Annotated in this window: 19 protein-coding genes and 1 pseudogene; 15 read left to right on the top strand and 5 right to left on the bottom strand. The window is 57.3% G+C overall.

The genetic code is table 11. The annotated features are described in order from the left end of the window. Positions 1 to 17 precede the first annotated feature (17 nt). Together purN and purM are read right to left on the bottom strand one after the other, a co-directional pair. On the bottom strand, positions 18 to 683 hold the full coding sequence (gene purN, locus B3187_RS01005; RefSeq protein WP_286804248.1) for a phosphoribosylglycinamide formyltransferase: 666 nt from the start codon (positions 681 to 683) through the stop codon (positions 18 to 20). Next, positions 680 to 1,747 (bottom strand): phosphoribosylformylglycinamidine cyclo-ligase, encoded by a 1,068-nt coding sequence (gene purM, locus B3187_RS01010; protein ID WP_286804249.1) that lies wholly within the window; start codon positions 1,745 to 1,747, stop codon positions 680 to 682. Before purM ends, purN begins: the two co-directional genes overlap by 4 nt. Before the next feature lie 251 nt (positions 1,748 to 1,998). Between purM and B3187_RS01015 the strand changes: the two genes are divergently transcribed. The 4 genes from B3187_RS01015 (at position 1,999) to ggt (ending at position 7,866) form a co-directional block, all read left to right on the top strand. After that, positions 1,999 to 3,108, top strand: a complete 1,110-nt coding sequence (locus B3187_RS01015; RefSeq protein ID WP_286804250.1) for a DUF2066 domain-containing protein — start codon at positions 1,999 to 2,001, stop codon at positions 3,106 to 3,108. Between the two features lie 40 nt (positions 3,109 to 3,148). Beyond that, the gene (hda, locus tag B3187_RS01020) at positions 3,149 to 3,859 is read left to right on the top strand and encodes a DnaA regulatory inactivator Hda (protein ID WP_024459508.1); all 711 of its coding nucleotides are present in this window, start codon (positions 3,149 to 3,151) and stop codon (positions 3,857 to 3,859) included. Positions 3,860 to 4,004: 145 nt separating this feature from the next. Continuing rightward, positions 4,005 to 5,762, top strand: a complete 1,758-nt coding sequence (locus B3187_RS01025) for a glycoside hydrolase family 9 protein (protein WP_286804251.1) — start codon at positions 4,005 to 4,007, stop codon at positions 5,760 to 5,762. A gap of 400 nt (positions 5,763 to 6,162) precedes the next feature. Further along, the gene (gene ggt, locus B3187_RS01030; protein ID WP_286804252.1) at positions 6,163 to 7,866 is read left to right on the top strand and encodes a gamma-glutamyltransferase; all 1,704 of its coding nucleotides are present in this window, start codon (positions 6,163 to 6,165) and stop codon (positions 7,864 to 7,866) included. A gap of 9 nt (positions 7,867 to 7,875) precedes the next feature. Here ggt and B3187_RS01035 read toward each other — a convergent pair whose 3' ends face one another. After that, the gene (locus B3187_RS01035) at positions 7,876 to 8,835 is read right to left on the bottom strand and encodes a tRNA dihydrouridine synthase (protein WP_286804253.1); all 960 of its coding nucleotides are present in this window, start codon (positions 8,833 to 8,835) and stop codon (positions 7,876 to 7,878) included. A 305-nt stretch (positions 8,836 to 9,140) separates the two neighbouring features. Here B3187_RS01035 and B3187_RS01040 point away from each other — a divergent pair, with 305 nt between their 5' ends. The 10 genes from B3187_RS01040 to B3187_RS01085 all read left to right on the top strand — a co-directional run bounded on the left by B3187_RS01040 (position 9,141) and on the right by B3187_RS01085 (position 18,576). Further along, a complete protein-coding gene (locus B3187_RS01040; RefSeq protein ID WP_286804254.1) occupies positions 9,141 to 9,404 on the top strand; it encodes an OadG family protein in 264 nt (87 codons plus the stop codon). A gap of 43 nt (positions 9,405 to 9,447) precedes the next feature. Continuing rightward, complete coding sequence (gene oadA / locus B3187_RS01045; RefSeq protein ID WP_286804255.1) at positions 9,448 to 11,232, top strand: sodium-extruding oxaloacetate decarboxylase subunit alpha; 1,785 nt, start codon at positions 9,448 to 9,450, stop codon at positions 11,230 to 11,232. A 50-nt stretch (positions 11,233 to 11,282) separates the two neighbouring features. Beyond that, entirely contained in the window at positions 11,283 to 12,590 is a 1,308-nt protein-coding gene (locus B3187_RS01050) for a sodium ion-translocating decarboxylase subunit beta (protein WP_286804256.1), read from the top strand. 310 nt (positions 12,591 to 12,900) lie between these two features. Continuing rightward, positions 12,901 to 13,692 (top strand): PhoH family protein, encoded by a 792-nt coding sequence (locus B3187_RS01055; RefSeq protein ID WP_123636833.1) that lies wholly within the window; start codon positions 12,901 to 12,903, stop codon positions 13,690 to 13,692. A gap of 380 nt (positions 13,693 to 14,072) precedes the next feature. After that, the gene (locus B3187_RS01060) at positions 14,073 to 14,522 is read left to right on the top strand and encodes a hypothetical protein (protein WP_286804257.1); all 450 of its coding nucleotides are present in this window, start codon (positions 14,073 to 14,075) and stop codon (positions 14,520 to 14,522) included. Positions 14,523 to 14,616: 94 nt separating this feature from the next. Further along, on the top strand, positions 14,617 to 16,026 hold the full coding sequence (locus tag B3187_RS01065; protein WP_286804258.1) for a KAP family P-loop NTPase fold protein: 1,410 nt from the start codon (positions 14,617 to 14,619) through the stop codon (positions 16,024 to 16,026). A gap of 57 nt (positions 16,027 to 16,083) precedes the next feature. Next, on the top strand, positions 16,084 to 16,959 hold the full coding sequence (locus B3187_RS01070; RefSeq protein ID WP_286804259.1) for a hypothetical protein: 876 nt from the start codon (positions 16,084 to 16,086) through the stop codon (positions 16,957 to 16,959). 87 nt (positions 16,960 to 17,046) lie between these two features. Further along, a complete protein-coding gene (locus B3187_RS01075; protein ID WP_286804260.1) occupies positions 17,047 to 17,523 on the top strand; it encodes a hypothetical protein in 477 nt (158 codons plus the stop codon). Positions 17,524 to 17,657: 134 nt separating this feature from the next. Continuing rightward, positions 17,658 to 18,044, top strand: coding sequence for a tautomerase family protein (locus B3187_RS01080; RefSeq protein WP_286804261.1), 387 nt, complete (start codon positions 17,658 to 17,660; stop codon positions 18,042 to 18,044). 70 nt (positions 18,045 to 18,114) lie between these two features. Next, a complete protein-coding gene (locus B3187_RS01085; RefSeq protein ID WP_286804262.1) occupies positions 18,115 to 18,576 on the top strand; it encodes a DUF6998 domain-containing protein in 462 nt (153 codons plus the stop codon). A 76-nt stretch (positions 18,577 to 18,652) separates the two neighbouring features. Here B3187_RS01085 and vapC read toward each other — a convergent pair whose 3' ends face one another. Together vapC and B3187_RS01095 are read right to left on the bottom strand one after the other, a co-directional pair. Further along, positions 18,653 to 19,051, bottom strand: coding sequence for a type II toxin-antitoxin system VapC family toxin (gene vapC, locus B3187_RS01090; protein WP_286804263.1), 399 nt, complete (start codon positions 19,049 to 19,051; stop codon positions 18,653 to 18,655). Continuing rightward, positions 19,048 to 19,242, bottom strand: a complete 195-nt coding sequence (locus B3187_RS01095; protein WP_265367421.1) for a type II toxin-antitoxin system VapB family antitoxin — start codon at positions 19,240 to 19,242, stop codon at positions 19,048 to 19,050. Before B3187_RS01095 ends, vapC begins: the two co-directional genes overlap by 4 nt. Before the next feature lie 169 nt (positions 19,243 to 19,411). On the opposite strand from B3187_RS01095, the pseudogene B3187_RS01100 reads away from it, so the two are divergent. Next, positions 19,412 to 19,945: pseudogene (locus tag B3187_RS01100) on the top strand (EamA family transporter); the annotation flags it as partial.

Genomic DNA, 19,945 nt, shown 5'->3' on the forward strand with positions numbered 1-19,945 from the left:
GCTCCTGTACGTCCTGTTTAAGACTGGGTTGTGTCCATTAGATACCCATTTGGCCCTAAAGGTTCGTTATTCAATAACGCCCGGCCGGATTCCATGCGCAATCGCCCCTCGGCAAACCACTGCACCGCCAGGGGGTAAATGACGTGTTCCTGGCTCTGAACCCGCGCCGCGAGTGACTCGGCGTCGTCGCCCGGGAGCACCGGCACGCGCGCCTGGACGGCGGGTGGGCCGCCATCGAGCTCGGCGGTCACAAAGTGCACCGTGACCCCGTGTTCGCTCTCACCGGCATCCAGCGCTCGTTGGTGGGTGTGCAGGCCCTGGTACTTGGGCAGCAGTGAGGGGTGGATGTTGAGCATCCGACCTTCATAGTGGCGGGTAAAGGTGGGCGTCAAAATACGCATGAAGCCGGCCAGAACCACCAGTTCCGGTCGGTAGTGGTCAATGCATTCCTGTAACGCGGTGTCAAAGGCTTCGCGGGAGTCGTACCGGGTATGATCAAGTACTTTGGCGGGAATGCCCGCATGTTCGGCCCTCAGCAGCCCGCGCACGGCGGGCCGGTTGCTGATGACCGCGACAATATCGATCGGCAGTTGGCCGCGCCGCTGGCCGTCAATCAGGGCTTGCAGGTTCGAGCCGCTGCCGCTGATCAGCACCACGACCCGGGTCGGTTGGGCTGAACTCAAGCGTCGCTCCCCTCTAACGAGGTCAACTCAACGCGGGCTTCGCCCTCCTGCGCCTCGGCAATCTGTCCGACCACAAAGGCGTCTTCGCCGGCGGCTTTGAGCAAGGCCAGGGCGTCGGCTTCCTGGGCCTTCGGCAGGGCAATCACCATGCCCACGCCGCAGTTGAAGGTGCGGTACATTTCCCGGGGCGCCACGCCGCCGGCCTGCTGCAACCAGCGGAAAACCGCGGGCAACTGCCAGCTCTGGGTGTCGATCACCGCCTTGCTGTTGGCGGGCAGTACCCGGGGGATGTTCTCCAGCAGGCCGCCACCGGTAATGTGGGAGAGGGCGTGGACATCCAGTTCGCGGATCAGTTTGAGCAGCGATTTGACATAAATGCGGGTGGGCGCCATCAGGGCTTCGCTGAGCGGCTGACCTTCGCAGTCCTGAGTCAGGTCGGCGTCGCTCACTTCAATGATTTTGCGAATCAGGGAGTAGCCGTTGGAGTGCGGTCCGCTGGAGGCCAGACCAATCAGGGTGTCACCGGCGGCCACTTTGGAGCCATCGATGATTTCCGACTTCTCCACCACGCCGACGCAAAAGCCCGCCAGGTCATAGTCGTCGCCTTCGTACATGCCCGGCATTTCCGCCGTCTCGCCCCCGACCAGAGCGCAGCCGGCCTGTTCACAGCCGGCACCAATACCGGTGACCACATCCGCCGCCACATCCACGTTCAGCTTGCCCGTGGCGTAGTAGTCCAGGAAAAACAGCGGTTCCGCCCCCGCCACCACCAGGTCGTTCACACACATGGCGACCAGATCGATGCCAATAGTGTCGTGGCGCTGGAGGTTCATGGCCAGGCGCAGCTTGGTGCCCACCCCGTCGGTTCCGGATACCAGCACCGGCTCGCGGTAGCCTTTGGGCAGCTCGCACAGGGCGCCAAAGCCACCCAGCCCGCCCATGACCTCGGGGCGGCTGGTGCGTTTGGCTACACCTTTAATGCGGTCTACCAGGGCTTCACCCGCGTCGATATCGACGCCGGCATCTTTGTAACTCAGTGACGGTTGCGTGTGTTTTTCAGTCATGAATGGGCTGTGCTCTTGATGTGCTGTCGGGACGACGGCAGCGTGCTGCCGCGCTGGACGGGAAGTTTCCGAATCGATGGGCGCGTATTCTATCAGTTTATGGTCGAAATGCGAGCGAGTGCCGGTTTCCGAACCCACGGGAACCTTTCGCCATTTTGACAGCCTGCTACAATGCGGGCTTTTACCCGCCAACCCGAGCGACAGCTGTAACCCGACAACGAGTAGACAGAGGCGAAATCTTGAGGCGATTATTGGCAGTTTGGCAGATAGGACTCCGGGCACTGGTCATCGGCCTGACGCTCGGCGGGTTTGCAGTTCCGACCCAGGCGGAGCAGGTTGTGGACCTGTACAGCGCGGATGTGTTGGTGGCCTCCCAGTCCGCCTCCGAGCGCCGCCGCGGGGCGCGGGACGGGCTGGAGCAACTGATGGTGAGGGTCTCCGGTGACCCCGGGGCCAGTGATCATCCCGCCGTGCGGGAGGCGCTGTCCCGGGCCGAGGACTTCATCTATGAGTTCAACTACGTTTCTACCGATGAGACTCTGGAAGTCAACGGCGAGGAGCGTCCGGCCAGCCGCCTGATGATGAAATTCTCGGCGCCGGAAGTGGAGCGGCTGTTGCGCTCGGCGAGCCTGTCCCTCTGGCCCGCCAACCGGCCGGCCGTGCTGGTCTGGATGGTGCGTCGCGACAGCGATGGCTTACAACGGGTGTCCGACTCAGAAGAACGCGACTGGCTCAGGGCGCGCGCCGAAACTCGAGGCTTGCCGCTGGTCATGCCCCTGGATGACCTGGAAGACCGTCTGGCGGTGTCCGCTCGTGAACTCTGGTCTCTGGATGAGGAAACCATTCGCAAAGCATCGCAGCGTTACGACGCAGAGGCGATTCTGGTGGGCCGCTACAGCGAAACCTCCGCCGGACAGTGGCGCTCCGACTGGCAGTTGTATCACGACCTGGGCAACCCCACCTTCTACCTTCGAAATGACTCGGTGAACGGGCTGCTGGCGGAGGCGATTGACGAAACCGCCAATCACTTTGCCGGGCTCTATGCCATTGTACCCCGGGAAGAGGGGCCGGATGCAGTGTTGATGGAAGTCGGCGGCATCGACGGTTTTGGCGATTACAAGGCGGTCGAGCGCTACCTGGAAGACCTGGCGTTGGTGCGTCGTGCCGAGCTGGTATCGCTTCGCCCGGGCGTGTTGACCCTGCGGTTGGTGACCGAGGGCGAACAGGCGCGACTGCTGGGCACGCTGGAACGCGACGGCCGGCTTGTGCCATCCGCCGACAGCAATCGGGTCAGCCTGACCGGCAGCCGCTTCATGCCCGAGGGGACCCAGGCCAACCCGCTGGTTTATACCTGGCAATAACCGCCGTCCCGGCACCAACAAAAGAGAATCAAACAAGGCCATGCCCACGCCTCAACAGCTTTCACTGAGCGTCAGTCTTAACGACGACGCCACCTTTGATAACTTCTACGCCCCGGAAGGGGCGACCAACGCCCGCACCCTGGCGTTGCTGAAAGCGCAGGCAGGCGGCCAGGGGGAGCCTTTCATCTATCTCTGGGGGCAGCCGGGCGTCGGGCTCACCCACCTGCTGCAGGCGGCGGGGCACGAAGCGCAAGACGCGGGCCTGAGCATTCAGTACCTCCCGCTACGGGAGCTGGTGGGTTTTGCGCCCCACGAGTTGCTGGAAGGGCTGGAGTACCTGGATCTGGTCTGTCTCGACGGGCTGGAAGTGATTGCCGGCAAGCCCGACTGGGAAGAGGCCCTGTTTCATCTATTTAACCGCCTACGCGATGCCCAAAAGCATCTGCTGGTGGCCGCCGTGCAAGGGCCCCAGGAGCTCCCCGTGGCGCTGCCGGACCTGCGCTCGCGCCTGCAGTGGGGCGTTACCTGCCAGGTGCAGGCGTTGAGCGATGAAGACAAGCAGAACGCCCTCCGCCATCGGGCCCGGGCCCGGGGGCTGGAGCTGAGCGAGGACGTGGCTCACTATATTCTGCAGCGGGTGCCCCGGGACATGAACGAGCTGTTCTGTTACCTGCAGCGGCTGGATCATGCCTCGCTGGCCGAGCAGCGCAAACTGACCATCCCCTTCGTAAAGAAAGTGTTAAACCTCTGAGTCGATCCTGACGGGCGAAATGGAATAGGGTATTCTTACCGGGCTAACAGTCCTTGGAACCATAACAGGCTGAGCGGTCTGTCCGGGGCTGTGGCATCGGTCGATATCCAAAACCATAACCAATAAAAGCCCATGAGGTGTTTCCATGTCCCACACTGTCTATCGCATGCTGGCGCTATCGGCGCTGGTCAGTACCTTGATCGCCTGTCAGTCAGATCCCGCACAAACAGATACTCCAACTGAGCCGGACGCGTCGTCAGCCATTCAGGTCAATCAGCTTGGTTTCTACCCGCGCGCCGCGAAAGTGGCCGCCGTACCGGCCGGAGCTGCCGTGGATTTTGCGCTGGTGAATACCGCCAACGGGCAGGTGGTTTACCAGAGTGAGCTGGGGGAGGCGAAAGTCTGGCCGGTCTCCGGCGAGACGGTTCAGCTGGCCGACTTCTCTGACGTTGAGGCGCCCGGCCGCTATGTGGTGCGGGTCGAAGGCCTGGCCGATTCGGCCCCGCTGGAAATCCGCGATGCGGTATACGGCGAGCTGAATGATGCCGTCATCAAAGCCTATTACTTTAACCGTGCCAGCACGGAGCTTCTCGCCGAGCACGCCGGAGACTATGCGCGCCCCATGGGCCACCCCGACGACAGTGTCGCCATTCACAGCTCGGCAGCCTCTGAAGCGCGCCCGGAAGGCACCGAGCTGAGCAGCCCCAAAGGCTGGTACGACGCGGGCGACTACAACAAGTACATCGTCAACTCGGGCATCAGCACCTATACCCTGTTGGCCGCCTATGAGCACTTCCCGGCGTTCTATCGCGATCGTGACCTGAATATCCCGGAAAGTGGCAACGCCGTCCCCGATCTGCTGGATGAGTCCATGTGGAACCTGAGCTGGATGCTCACCATGCAGGATCCGCACGACGGCGGTGTGTACCACAAGCTGACCACCCTGAACTTCTCTGGTGCAGTAATGCCTCACGAGGCCACCGAGCCCCGCTATATGGTTCAGAAAGGCACGGCGGCGGCGCTCAACTTTGCCGCCACCATGGCGGTGGCCAGCCGCGTATACGCCGACTACGAGGCCGAATACCCGGGCTTCTCCGAGCAGGCACTCTCGGCGGCGAAGGCCGCCTGGGATTGGGCCAAAGCCAACCCCGATGTCATCTATCGCAATCCGGAGGATGTACGTACCGGCGAGTACGGCGATGATGAATTCTCGGACGAGTTTGTCTGGGCCGCGGTAGAGCTGGCCCTGACCACCGGTGATCAGCGTTACTGGGACGAGGTCGAATTGGCCGAGGCCGCCATTGAGGTGCCGAACTGGGCCGATGCCGTCGGTCAACCCTGGATGTCCATGGCGCACCACCTGGAACAGGTTCCCGAGGCGCTGCAGGCGCCGGTAAAGGACAAGGTGGCGGGTTTGGCGCAGCACCTGCGCGATGAGTGGCGGGCATCGGCCTCCGGGGTTCCCATGCGCGCACAGGACTTCGTCTGGGGCAGCAACGGCGTGGCCATGAATATGGCGATGATGATGTTGACTGCCCACCAGTTGAGCGACAATCCCGAAAATCTGCAGGTGGCGCAGTCCCTGATGGATTATGTTCTGGGGCGCAATCCCACCGGCTATTCCTACGTGACCGGTTTTGGTACGCGCACGCCGCTACACATTCATCATCGTCCCTCCGAGGCCGATACTGTTGTTGCGCCGGTTCCGGGCTTCCTGGCCGGTGGCCCTCACAGCGGCCAGCAGGACGCCGGTGACTGTCCGGTCGCTTATCCGTCGGACAAGCCCGCCAAATCCTATCTGGATCACTGGTGCAGCTATGCGTCCAACGAAATCACCATCAACTGGAACGCACCGCTGGTCTATGTTTCCGGCGCATTGGAGGTGTTGAGTGAGCGCCAGTAGCGGCTTGTTGGGTGGCAGGCCCTGTGGGCTTTCCGTATAATGTCACCCAACAACGCATTCGAATAAAAACCCACCTTGATCCCCAGGCGATTATCACGCCCAGGGGGCGGTGGGTTTTTTTATGGCTGCGCGATTGACCGACAGACGTAACCGGAGATGTTTATGCGCCGTTTATTGCAGTTTTGCTGGGTTCAACACCGGGTCATTACCCGAGGCAAATTGATCGGTGGAATGAATATCGAAGGACGGCGCAGTGACAGCTTCTGGTTCTGACACAGTGACCGCTCCCTCACAACACAAACCCCGCACAACGCGGGGTCTGCTGTTTTTGCGGGCCCACAATGCTAGTCTTCGCACTACTTTTATCACTTCTTGGATAACACAGGATTCGATTTTCACTATGTTTCAGCGCTCACTGAAAAAGGGCTTGTGGGTCAGTGCGGTACTGCTCACCAGCGCCTTGGCAGCCCTGGTCCGGGCCGATGATTATGCCGCGGTGACCCCCGACGGTCGCGGGGCCGTCGCCACCGTTCAGCCGAGAGCCACCGAGGCGGCCATGAAGGCCTACGCCGAGGGCGGCAACGCGATTGACGCCGCCGTGGCCGCCGCCTTGACTCTGGGGGTGGTGGACGGCCACAACTCCGGCATCGGTGGAGGAATTTTTGCCGTGGTGCACTGGGCCGACGGTCGGGTGGAGGCCATCGACGGCCGGGAAATGGCCCCGGGTAAAGCCCATCGCACTATGTACGTGCGCGATGGCGACTATCGGCCCGAGCTGAGCAAAAAAGGCCCTCTCGCGGTGGGGATTCCCGGCGCCGTGGCCGCTTACGATTACATGATGAAAAAAGGCGGTAAGGCCCGCTTTGCCACGCACCTGGAGGCGGCCGCGACCCTCGCTGACGAGGGTTTCGCCATCGATGGCATTTTTGCCCGCCGCCTGGCGCGTCACACGGAGGACCTTCTGGAGTACCCCGGCTCGGCCGCCATTTTCCTGACCCCCGAAGGTAAGCCCTGGCCGGTGGGGCACCGCATCCGCCAACCCGATCTGGCCCGCACCTATCGTGCGATTGCCAGCGAGGGCCCCGAGTACTTTTACGGCGGTGGCTTTGCCAAAGCCGTCGGCGACTGGATGGCCGAGCACGGTGGCATCGTGACTCGGGAGGACTTTGCGAACTACGAGCTGCTACGCCGCAAGCCGGTGGTCAGCGACTATCGCGGTTACCGGATTTACGGCTTCCCGCCGCCCAGTTCCGGCGGTGTGCATGTGGCCCAGATGCTCAATATTCTCGAAGGGTTTGATGTCGATGCGCTCTCAGAAGCGGACCGCTACCACCTGCTGGCGGAAGTCATGCGCCTGGCCTTTGCCGACCGCGCCTATTGGCTGGGCGACCCGGCGTTTGCGTCTGTGCCCAAAGGCCTGATCAGTGAACGCTATGCGGACAAACTGCGGGAGCGGCTGTCATTGAAATCAGTGGCCGAGGTGACGGGCCACAGCACGCCCCCCAAATCCCGGGAGGAGCTGTTCGGCAAACACACCACCCATATCGCCACGGCGGATCAGGATGGCAACTGGGTGGCCATTACCGCCACAGTGAATACCAACTTCGGCTCCAAGGTGGTGGTGCCGGGCACCGGGGTGATTCTGAACAATCAGATGGATGACTTCTCGGCCCAGCCCGGCGAACCCAATGCCTATGGTCTGTTGGGGGCGGAAGCCAACAGTATTGCCCCGGGCAAGCGGCCGCTGTCCAGCATGAGCCCCACGGTGGTGACCCGCGATGGCAAGCCGGTACTGACACTGGGAGCGGCGGGTGGCCCCACCATTATTACCCAGGTGGTGCAGGCGCTGGTGAATCACATCGATCTGGGCATGCCGCTGGAGGATGCGCTGGTGATGGACCGCATCCACCACCAGTGGCGGCCCAATCAGTTGTTCGTGGAGAAAACCCTGATTACTCCGCTGCGCACCGCGCTGGAAGAAAAAGGGCATGAATTGCGTCGACTGGGCGATTATGGCTCCACCCAGGCCATTGGCCTGGATGAACAGGGGCGCTTTATCAGCGTGGCCGAGCCCCGTCTGGAAGAGCGCAATAAAGTCGAGTAAGCCGCTGGCTCAGGCCGCCTGGCGAAAGGCGGCCTCAAAGCGCGCCGGCTCCCGCTCGCGTTTGATCTGTTCAAAAAACGTGGCCGCCTCCGGGTACTGGCGCTGCAAGTACATCAACCACTGCTTGATGCGATTGCCGCAGTACTTGGAGGCGTTTTTGGTACCCCAGTGAGGCTGGCTCATCCGGTAATACCGGTGCAGCATCTGGCAGACCTCGCGCCAGGGCATGGGGGTGTACTCTTCCCCCGCCACCTGCGCCTTGATGGCCCGCGCCAGGTCCGGCCGCGCCAGTAATCCCCGCCCGAGCATAAACCGGTCGCAGCCGGTCACCGCACGGCAGCGCTCAAAATCCTCCGGGTTCCAGATTTCCCCATTGGCGATCACCGGCATTGCCACCGCCTCCCGAATTCGCGCAATGTACTCCCAGTAGGCCGGCGGTCGGTAGCCGTCGCGCTTGGTACGCGCATGCACGGTCAGCTCGTTGGCCCCCGCCTCGTAAACCGCCAGGGCGTTATCGAGATAGCGGCTGGCATCGTCAAAACCGAGCCGGATTTTGGCGCTGACCGGCACGGTGTCGGGCAGCGCGTTGCGCACCGCGGCCACAATGGCGTGCACCCGCTCCGGTTCGCGCAGCAGGCAGGCTCCGCCGTCACTTTTGTTCACGGTTTTGGCCGGGCAACCGAAATTCAGATCAATGGCCGTAGCGCCAGCGGCCACCGCGCGCTGGGCATTGCGGGCCACCGGCTCTGGCTGCCCGCCCAATAGCTGAACCTTCACCGGGGTGCCGCTGGGGGTCAGGCAGTGTTGCTCGATCTCCGGGGCGTAGCGCAGGAACACCCGCCGGGGCAGGCTGCTGTCGGTCACCCGGATAAACTCGGTGACACAGCCATCCAGCCCGCCCAGCGCGCTGAGCAGGTCCCGAACCTGATAATCGACGACGCCCTCCATCGGGGCGAGAAACAATTGCATGACTGGGCCGAACTCCCGGTGTGGAAAAGGCGGCCATTTTAACGGCATCTGGTTGCCATTGCAGGCCCAATCCCGGCTCAATTGCAGCCAGAAGTTGTAAGTTTATGAAAGATAAGAGAAAATGGCCGGCCGTTTTGCGCTTGGCAAAAGCTCCTCGAGCCACTACCAAGGGCAAAAAATGTGACGCAGTTGCCACATTTTGGGAATCAAGCTACATTGGCGCGCCTCGCTCCACCGGACCGAGGTGGCCCCGCGCGGATACGTTCCGCTGTAGCCAATGACTTATCGTACACAGGGTGCCCGATATGAGTGACACACTGATGCAACAAGGCGTAGACCTGATGCTGTATGGCATGGGGTCCGTCGTGGTGTTTTTGACGCTGCTGGTGATTGCCATGGTGCTTATGAGTGGCAGCATCAACCGTTGGTTCCCCGAGTCCCAAGCGCCTCTGGAGCCCCGCAGCCGCAAACCCTCCAGCGCCGCCCGCCCCGCCGCGGGCAAGGTCGATGACAAAACCCTGGCCGCAATCAAGGCCGCCATTGAGCAACATCGCGCCCGTCGCCGATAGCCGATGGTTCCGCGAACGCTAACTGTGAGAAAGGTACAACGCCATGAGCGATGCTAAAAAGCCGTTGGGCATTACGGAGCTGGTACTGCGGGATGCCCATCAGTCCCTGCTGGCCACCCGGATGCGCCTCGACGACATGCTGCCCATTGCCGAGAAACTGGATCAAGTGGGTTTCTGGTCTCTGGAAACCTGGGGTGGAGCGACTTTCGACGCCTGTATCCGCTACCTGGGCGAAGACCCCTGGGAGCGCATTCGCGAGCTCAAAAAGGCCATGCCCAAAACCCGCATGCAGATGTTGCTGCGCGGGCAGAACATTCTCGGCTATCGCCACTACGCCGATGACGTAGTGGACAAGTTTGTCGAGCGCGCCGCCACCAATGGCGTGGACGTGTTCCGCGTGTTCGATGCCATGAACGACATGCGCAACATCGAAACCGCCATGAAAGCGGTCAAGAAGCAGGGCAAGCACGCTCAGGGCACCATCTCCTACACCATCAGCCCGGTGCACGACATCGAGTTGTGGGTGGATCTGGCCAAGCGCATTGAAGACATGGGCGCTGACTCCATTGCCATCAAAGACATGGCCGGCCTGCTCAAGCCCTATGTGGGGTACGAGCTGGTGACCCGCCTGAAAGAAAGCTGTTCCATCCCGATTCACATGCAGAGCCACGCCACCACCGGCCTGGCCCACGCCACCAACCTCAAGTGCGTGGAGGCGGGCATCGACAATATCGATACCGCCATTTCCTCCATGTCCATGACCTACGGTCACAGCCCCACCGAGACCATGGTGTCGATCCTGGAAGGCACCGATCGGGATACCGGGCTGAACCTGGAACTGCTCGAAGAAATCGCCTCCTACTTCCGCGACGTGCGCCGCAAATACGCCAAGTTCGAAGGCTCTCTCAAGGGCGTCGACTCGCGCATCCTGATTGCTCAGGTGCCCGGCGGCATGCTGACCAACATGGAAAATCAGCTGCGTGAGCAGAACGCGGAAGACAAATTCGACGCGGTGCTGGAAGAAATTCCCCGCGTGCGCAAGGACCTCGGCTACATCCCGCTGGTGACCCCGACCTCACAGATTGTCGGCACCCAGGCGGTGATGAACGTGCTCACCGGTGAGCGCTACAAAACCATCACCAAAGAAACCGAAGGTGTGCTCAAAGGCGAGTACGGCGCTACGCCGGCGGACGTCAACAAAGAGCTGCAACAGCGCGTCCTCGACGGTGGTGAGCCGATCACCTGTCGCCCGGCGGATAAGCTGGAGCCGGAAATGGATCGCCTGGCCAAAGAGCTTGAAGAAGTGGCCAAAGAAAAAGGCATCAGCCTCACCGAGGGCGAAGGCCGCATTGACGATGTGCTCACTTATGCCCTGTTCCCTCAGGTTGGTCTGAAATTCCTGGAGAACCGTGGCAAACCCGACGCCTTTGAACCGGCACCGACCGGTAAAGAGGGCAGTGCGGTGACCACCGACAGTGGTGAAGAGGTGTACACCGTCGACGTGGAAGGCCAGAAATACACTGTGACCGTCAGCGACGGTGGTGATGTGACAGGCCTGGCCCCGGTGGGCGGCAGTGCCTCCAGCGGTGGTGCAGAAGCCGCACCCGCCGGCGAAGGTGAGCCGGTTCCCGCTCCGCTGGGCGGCAACATCGTGAAACTCATGGTCAAGCCCGGTGACCAGGTGGAAGAGGGCGATACCCTGCTGATTCTGGAAGCCATGAAAATGGAATCCGAAGTGGCCGCGCCCCGTGCCGGTACCGTGACCAGCGTGCATGTGCAGGCCGGAGACGCGGTGACATCCGGCGATCCGCTTCTGGATCTGGCGTAATCGCGAACCGCCTGGACCACTACTTCCAGCAACACTGTTGAGAACGTTTTATGCAGAATTTTATTCGATTGTGGCAGGAATCGGGCATCAACCAGATGGAGTGGGGCACCTTCACCATGATTCTGGTGGGGCTTTTGCTGCTGTTCCTGGCCATCCGCAAAGGATTTGAGCCGCTGCTGCTGGTGCCGATCGGCTTTGGCTGCATCATGGCCAACATCCCCGGTGCGGGGCTCGCCATGTCCGCGACCCAGCAGGCCATTGATGTGGGCGGCGTGAAAGTGCTCGCGGATCTTGCCGAAGTCTTCGGCGTTGCCGCCAGCACTTCGGCGGAAGAGCTGATGGCGCTGTACAAAACCGCTTCGGCCTCTGAGCTGGCGGCCGCACACAAGGTGGCCTTGGACTACGGCTACACCAATGGCATGATCTACAACTTCTATCAAGTGGCTATCGGTTCCGGCGTTGCGCCGCTGGTCATTTTCATGGGTGTGGGTGCCATGACCGATTTCGGTCCGTTGCTCGCCAATCCGAAAACCCTGTTTCTCGGCGCGGCCGCCCAGTTCGGTATTTTTGCGACCGTAATGGGGGCGGTTGGCCTGTCTGTTACAGGCCTGATGGACTTCTCCATTGCCGATGCCGCTGCCATCGGGATCATCGGTGGTGCGGACGGTCCGACCGCCATCTACGTGTCCAGCATTCTGGCGCCAGACCTGCTGGGTGCCATCGCCGTTGCGGCCTACTCTTATATGGCGCTTGTGCCCCTGATCCAGCCGCCGATCATGCGCGCGCTGACCACCGAGTCCGAGCGGCAGATCAAAATGGAACAACTGCGTCCGGTCAGCCGCCTGGAAAAGATTGCCTTCCCGGTGATTCTGCTGATTCTTGTGGCGCTGTTCCTGCCCTCGGCCGCACCGCTGCTGGGTATGTTCTGCTTCGGTAACCTGATGCGCGAATGTGGCGTGGTGGAGCGTCTGAGCGATACCGCCCAGAATGCCCTGATCAACATCACCACCATTTTCCTGGGCCTGGCCGTGGGCTCCAAACTGGCCGCTTCCGCCTTCCTGGATACCAAAACGCTGGGCATCCTGCTGCTGGGTATCGTTGCCTTTGCCATTGGTACGGCAATGGGGGTTCTGGTGGCCAAGTTCATGAACCTGTTTGTCCGCCACAAGATCAACCCGCTGATCGGTTCCGCCGGTGTATCCGCCGTGCCCATGGCTGCGCGGGTGTCCAACAAAATCGGGCTCGAGTCCGATCCTCACAACTACCTGCTCATGCACGCCATGGGGCCGAACGTCGCCGGGGTGATCGGTTCCGCCGTGGCCGCGGGCGTTATGATCTCCATCGTGTCATCCATGTAAAACCCTTTTGCCGGGCGCCCGACGCGCCCGGCAAAATCCCCCTCCCGCTTTGTCTTTTCCGGTTCGCTGCATCAAAAGCATTGACCCTTCGATAAAAAGCACCTACTATTTTTGGTAAGCGCTGATTCACCAGTGCGTTTGTCACCCACCTGCCAAGAGGAGGAGCCTGCCAACAGAACATGTCGGGGCGCCTCTGTCACCCCGAAAATCGCGTTACCTTTTGAGTCTTACAGGGCCGGGGCCTTGGCCATCCGTAGCGTTGCCAGCCCGAGTTGTCCCTGTTCACCTGGAACCTGATGGGGATTTATCCATGGCGAAACGATCTCACGCGAAGCGCAAAAGACATCAGAACCACGCCGCTGAAGAGCGGTTCCACCAAGACGACCGCGGCCGACACCGGGCACCCCCCAACGGCAACATCGTCGAAATCAATGCCTCCCGACAACTGCAGACCGCTTACGCTCCACCCCGCGCCAACAAACCCCTCACCGCCTACACCACCGCCCAGCAAGACTACATCGACGCTATCCAGCGCTACCATCTGACCTTCGGTATCGGCCCTGCCGGTACGGGCAAGAGCTACTGCGCCGGTGCCATTGCCGCCGAAGCGCTGGAGTCCGGGCGAATTGAGCGGATCATCCTCACGCGGCCCGCCGTGGAAGCGGGGGAACAACTGGGCTTCCTGCCCGGCGCCCTGGATGAAAAGTTCTCGGTTTACATCGACGCGTTTCGTGAAATCCTCGCCGAACGACTCGGCGCCGGTACCGTAGACTACTGCCTGCGCCACGGTCGAATCGTCGCCGCGCCCCTGGCGTTTATGCGCGGTAAAACCTTCAACAACCGGACCTTCGTCATTCTCGATGAAGCCCAGAACACCTCACCCGCACAGATGAAGATGTTCCTGACCCGCATCGGCGAAGGCTGTAAAGTGGTCATCAACGGGGATATCGAACAAAGCGATATTCGCGGACACAACGGCCTGGCGGATGCCGTGAACCGGCTCGGCGATCTACCCAATGTGTATATCCACCAATTCGAACGAGCCGACATTGTGCGCAGCGGGCTGGTCCGGGATATTATGGACCGATACGAACTCACCTGATCCCCATCGTCTTCCGGCGCCTTCGGGCGCCGGGTTTTCTGATGCCCCTCTAGCCGAAAACTCGAAGTAATTCCCAAGACTATTTGTTGATCAAAAAATGATCGACTTATACAGTATATTGGCGAGTACTCTGAAAATTGGCGTTCGCCACGTCTTTACAGTGCACGCTTTCTCACCGACGAAAATAAAAAAAACAAATTAAATCAATGAGTTACTGATATTAAGTCGGTAGATAACAGGCGACACCGGGGACAAAACCGAGCCGGCACGCTTTCCGTCTGGCCGATCTGTGCTAAAGTTTCAGACAATTCACTAATATCAATGAGTTAGCGGCTTTGACCGGGAAGCGTGCTGGCTCAATGTTAAAATGTTAGCGAAATATGAAAGAACTTGTTGCTCTTCACAAACATTGGTGTACGGCCGATTCTGTCAAAGTGGTCGTTGGCCCTCCTGTGGCTACGGGCTTACCAGATGGCTGTCCGGAAGAGCTAGTAGCTCAAGCCGAAATGCATTCAGCATTCCTAAGGATCGCCACTTGGTACTCTTTGCTTTATGTGGTGGTTGAGGGCTACAGAGAGTTGAAAATTGAAGATTCACAGATAGATGAACTTCTTTCTAATGATCAAATGGTCAATGGGTTGAGGCGATTTCGAAACGCTATTTTTCACTATCAAGATGATCCGCTGGGGCCAAAGCTCATGACATTCTTAGAGATGGCGGAAAGTGAGGTGTGGGCAGGACGGTTACATCGGGCTTTCAAGTCGTACTTCGAACGCGCTTTGCGTATCAAAGAGATTATAGAATCAGTAAATGAAACGGGCGAACGCTAACAAAGGTAATCACCGGAAGTATTTTTGTTCCGGCGCTGCCTTCTCAAAAATACTCCGGTGTTACCGGCGTTAACCTCACAAAGGGATGAGTGTTTTGAAGTTAAAACTAAACCCAATACGAATTGAGCCAAGCGATCCTTTCAAATATGATCTTTTGGGTAGAAAGGAAGAAATAGTTAATCTGTCCTTACTAGTATCAAACGTAAACTCCCCAGCCGTGATAGCAATTGATTCGCGATGGGGGACGGGGAAGACAACTTTTATTCGACTGTGGGAGAACCACCTTAAGGAGGATACTTGTCCTTCTCTATACTTCAATGCTTGGGAGACCGATTTTTCGGATGATCCACTGGTCTCTTTCTTAGGTGAGATGAATGAGGGGCTAAAGGCTCTCATTGGTGCCAATGAAAAAGCAAACGAGGCATGGGAGAAAACCAAAGCTGCCGGAAAACAAATTGCAAAACGAGGAGTTCCCGCATTGGTTCGAATTGGCACTGCGGGAATAGTTGATGCTGATAAATTAATTGAAGATGAGATGATGAAAGCAGCCGGGTCATTGGCTGGTGATGCACTCGACAACTACCTACAACAAAAACAAGCAATATACGAGTTCCATGCCGCCTTGACTAACTTTATTGAGAAATCATCCGATGGTAAGCCGCTCGTAATATTTGTCGATGAACTGGATCGATGTAGGCCAAACTATGCAATTGAGTTGCTGGAAAGAATCAAGCATTTGTTCAACACAGAAGGTTTGATCTTTGTGTTAGCACTCGACAAAGAGCAGCTAGGTCATTCGATTGAAGCCGTCTATGGAAGCGGAATCGATTCAGTTGGATACCTTCGCCGTTTCATTGATTTTGAGTATCAACTGAAAGAGCCTGACAAGGCTAGCTATATTGATTCGCTGTTTTCTGCGCTACAACTAGACAAATTTTTTCAACCAAGGAAGAAATACGGGGAGCTACGGCACGACGAAGACCATCTAAAAAATGTATTTTCAATGCTAGCAACTAACCTTCGACTGTCATTGAGAGAAATCGAACAATTCCTTGCAAGTATCAATATTGCAATTAGAACCGCTAAGGAAACCGAATATCTTTTCCCTGCATTGTTGGTTTTCTTGCTCATTTCAAAGCATTTCAAGTCAGACGCATATCAGCAATATGTCTCAGGAGAGGGGGGTGAGTTGGAGCTAATCAATTACCTTTATGAAGTCGTGCCAGAGAGAAATAGGGGTGAGAGTTTTGAATGCGCGTTAGTCGAAGGTCTTCTAATAGCCGCTAAGAGCGATCAATTTAAAAATGCCGAATCGCCGATAATTCTGAGACACAAAGAAATACTTCATAATGACGAACTGGGATACAATGAAAGACAATACTCTGAGACAGTTTTAAATGTTGTTAACAGGCCGGCAGGGGTGGGTCATGGTGTAAACCTAGACCGACTCAAAGACCGTATCGATTGGCTTTGTAGATTCGAATTTTCCGATGTTGAAGGCTAACAAAGCGCTGCTGTTGGAAGAAAATTCTGCAGAGCGCGGCGTTATGAGGGCTAGTTTGTGACGGTAACTCCCCACCTGTTCGGAAAGGCAGGTGATGTTTATCCCAAAATTCTGAGGGATATTGTCAGCGAAGCTGCTGGAGTCTCATACTTCTTTATGGATATAGAGCAGTATAAGGCTCTCCCGCTAAGCCAGAGGAATAAGATCTATTGGGAAGAAGTTCTATATCGGGTTCATTGGGCTGCGGTTGCTAACTCAATCCGTCATCTTCGCTGGTTTGATGCGTGCGTTGTCCATGCCACGTTGCAGCCAAATTACCTAGCATTCTGTGCAGCCTTGCGAGGTTTTCTCGAGTCTGCCGCAGACACCAAGTATTCTCTTCAGCCTGTTTCACTAACAATTGCTGATTCCGCAGCGAGCATCATTGAGGCGCTGAATGGGAAGCTCAACAATTCGCTATTTCAAAGCACTGAGCTGGAGAACGCTCTCATCCATTTCCATCACGCTCGTAAGGTTGGGAGAGAAGAGGCTGTCCCTCCAGCTCACAAGGCTGAAACTGCAGCGAAATATGTAGCAGCAATCGATCACCCGAATTATCCAGTTAGGGATCTATACTCGGAATTGTGCCAAGTAGTGCACCCAGCAGAACCCTCTCTACATTGGCTTACGCAGGTAGGAGAAGGCGGTTGGAAAGTAGGGAAGCAAGATGATATCGGAAGTATCCAAACGCTAGTGGATCGATACAAGGACAGTGTCAGTTGGATTCAGCAGAACTCGGGAAATATCATAATTCTGATGTGTCAGGTATTAAATTCACTGCCAAAGAAACAGTTGCATGTTGAAGCTGTGCGCCTCTGGAGCATGAGCGAGCTCCAATTATACAAAAAAATTAAAAATGGATTTGGCCGTCACGGTTTGCGTTGGCCATCATAGCCATTCGCGTCAGTTTTCGACCGTAGGCCGCCGGACGTCTCTGGCGGGTCGCCGCTGCGCTCCGCGTTTACTTGAGGAGGTGCATAGTTGCTAAAAACGTTTATTAGAGGTCTAGTGTTTGGCGCCGGCCTTTCAACCGCTTTGGTCGTCTTCGGGATAGCGCTGGCTGTTTACCTAAAATCGATGAATGGTTCTGATGCCCCAAAAGTCGTTCACGACTATAGTGATTGGAATTCGTTAAGCGACGAGGAAAAGATCCAAGAAGCCTCAGCAATTGCAGTTATTAGGTACTCAGATGGAGAAGAAGGCCAAAGACTCGCGATAGTAGAGGCTATCCACAAAAGAACCCCTGACGTTGAGATTTACTATGAAAGTGGGGATTCCTGGCCTAGCGCAGATTACTATCCGAGACATCAACACGATGACCGTACTGGAGCCGTTGTACTGTTCAGAGGTTCTACGGCGAAGGACTTGTCCACTTGGTATATGTATGACGAGAGGATTGCAGCGCTAGGCGATATGCCGCTAGAGCTACTGGTGAAGAAGTTCAATGAAGGCGTATAACCAAGCGCACCAATCACCGCCTTCGACGGTGGGACGCTCTGAACCTGCACCGCTTTGACGGACACTTTGAATGTGAAATTGGTTCAGGTCCACTGCGCTGGTTATAACTGCGTTGCAGGTATTAAGGAGATAGCATGATTATTGTTTATGGTATCAAGGATCAGCTAAACCCAATAAAGGCCAAGATGTCGGATGTCATTCATGGCTGCATGAAGTCCGTTCTGGGTATGCCGGAAGATAAGCGTGCGCATAGGTTTGTGCCCCTGGAACGAGAGGATTTCTATTACCCTGGTGGCAGAAGCGAAGCCTATACAGTCATTGAAATCAACATGATGTCCGGCCGGAAACCGGAAACTCAAAAGGCTCTTATCAAGGCGCTGTTTTTAGAGCTCGAATCACAGCTATCCTTGGCGCCTGTTGATGTTGAAATTACGATCAAGGAGCAGCAGCCCCATCAATGGGGATTTCGCGGTATGACAGGGGATGAGGCAAATGACCTCAAGTATAAAGTCAACGTGTAGAAAAGCCATTAAATCCGCTCCCTGCGGTCGCCGGACCTCGTTTCACTCGGCCGTTTATGGTAGACGTTAAATGTCTATGATCGATCACGATAAATTCCGGAGCTTGGTCACTCAGCTCTACGCCACGGTTAATGAGTTGGAGGCCATGTTCCCGGGTAGGCATTTTACCCCCGATGGTCACATGGTTGGTAGTTTGGGTGAATGCCTCGTGGCCGATGCATACAATCTTGAGCTGAAGACAGCGTCCAACGAAGGCTATGACGCGGTCACCGATACCGGCGTGAAAGTTGAGATTAAAGCTACGCAATCTAACACTGTTGCATTCCGGAGCCAGCCGCAGCATGCAATCATCATCAAGATCTTGCGTGACGGTACATTCGAAGAAATCTATAACGGGCCAGGAGCCCTTGTTTGGGAGCAGTTCAAAGGTAAACGGTTACCGAGTAATGGCCAGTTTCAAGTCTCTCTCAACAAGCTCCGGAAACTCAATCAAACAGTGGCTAATTCGGATCGTGTGCCGAGGGCCATTTAACGAGCGCTTCAGTACGCGGCGGGTGGCCGCCGGGGAGCTCCTCCCCCCAATTCCATGGGCGCGCAAGCTGCAATCGTCATGTGTATGCCGCGTTGCGCAATCCCAGGTGCTCTACGAAGGGTAGGAAATCCTTATCTGAGAACAATAAAGGGAGGTTGTGCTCAATACAGTACGACGCAATGATGACGTCCGCGGTTTTCCGTATCGTTATACCTTTCTTGCGGAGCTTTCGGAAATTATCCGCACTCTTTATCGCCATCTTTTTTCCGAGAAGATCAAATACCGTAAGTTCCTCCAACAGCTTCTTGGCAACCTTATAGTCCTTTTCGTGCCGAAACCCTTGAAGTATTTCCGTGAGAATCAAGTCGCCGATGGCAACGGCACGATTGCCCAACGTGCGGTCGAGAAAATCGGCTTCTGCGGAGTCGTTACCGATGAAGTAGTCAATCCAGACGCTGGAATCCACAAGGATCACGAAGCGTGCCTCATGTCGTCCAGATCGCCCGACCATTCCAGCTTGCCTCTGAAGCGCTTGATGCCTTCCTGTTTTTTCAGTTTAATCAAGGCCTTAAGTCCTTGCTCTACGGCCTCTTTCTTGGTTTTCAAGCCCGTGACTTTAAGCGCATCGCTCATCAGTTTGTCGTCAATTTCAATATTGGTTCGCATGATTTTAATCTCCACAATGTGTATATTTTTTAGTATAGGTACACATGGCAGTTGCGTCAATCCAGACGGGGTGGCGGTTGACGCTCCAAGCCCGCCCCTTATGCGAGGTGCTGCAACGTTTTGGTGGTAACCTTGATCGACACAGATTGACTGCCGGTAAGCGTGCTCTATGCCCAACACTCGACTTTTCTTCATTTCCCTGCTCGCCATGGTGGCCTTCGCGGGCAATTCGCTGCTCTGCCGGGTTGCCCTGGCCGCTGGCGAAATCGATGCGGCCAGTTTCACAACCATACGCCTTGTATCGGGGGCGGCCATCCTTGCTGCCCTGGTGAGCTATCGGCGTAAGCCACGTGCAGTTGGGGGAAGCTGGCTGTCGGCGTTTGCGCTGTTTGCCTATGCGGCGGGCTTTTCATTTGCCTACCTTGATCTGTCCGCCGCCACGGGCGCGTTAGTGTTGTTCGGTGCGGTTCAGGCGACCATGATTGGTGTCGGGGTGTGGTCCGGCGAGCGCCTTAATGGCCGTCAGATCCTCGGTGTTCTGGCGGCGGTGGCTGGTCTGGCGGCACTGTTGCTGCCGGGGGTGGAAGCGCCGCCGCTGTCTGGGGCGCTATTGATGCTCGGGGCTGGTGTTGCCTGGGGTGTGTACTCCCTGCGCGGGCGCGGCCTCGGTGATCCCACCCATGAAACGGCGGGAAACTTCATT

The sequence above is a fragment of the Marinimicrobium sp. UBA4209 genome (genome assembly GCF_002381585.1).
Classification (GTDB): Bacteria; Pseudomonadota; Gammaproteobacteria; order Pseudomonadales; family Cellvibrionaceae; genus Marinimicrobium; species Marinimicrobium koreense.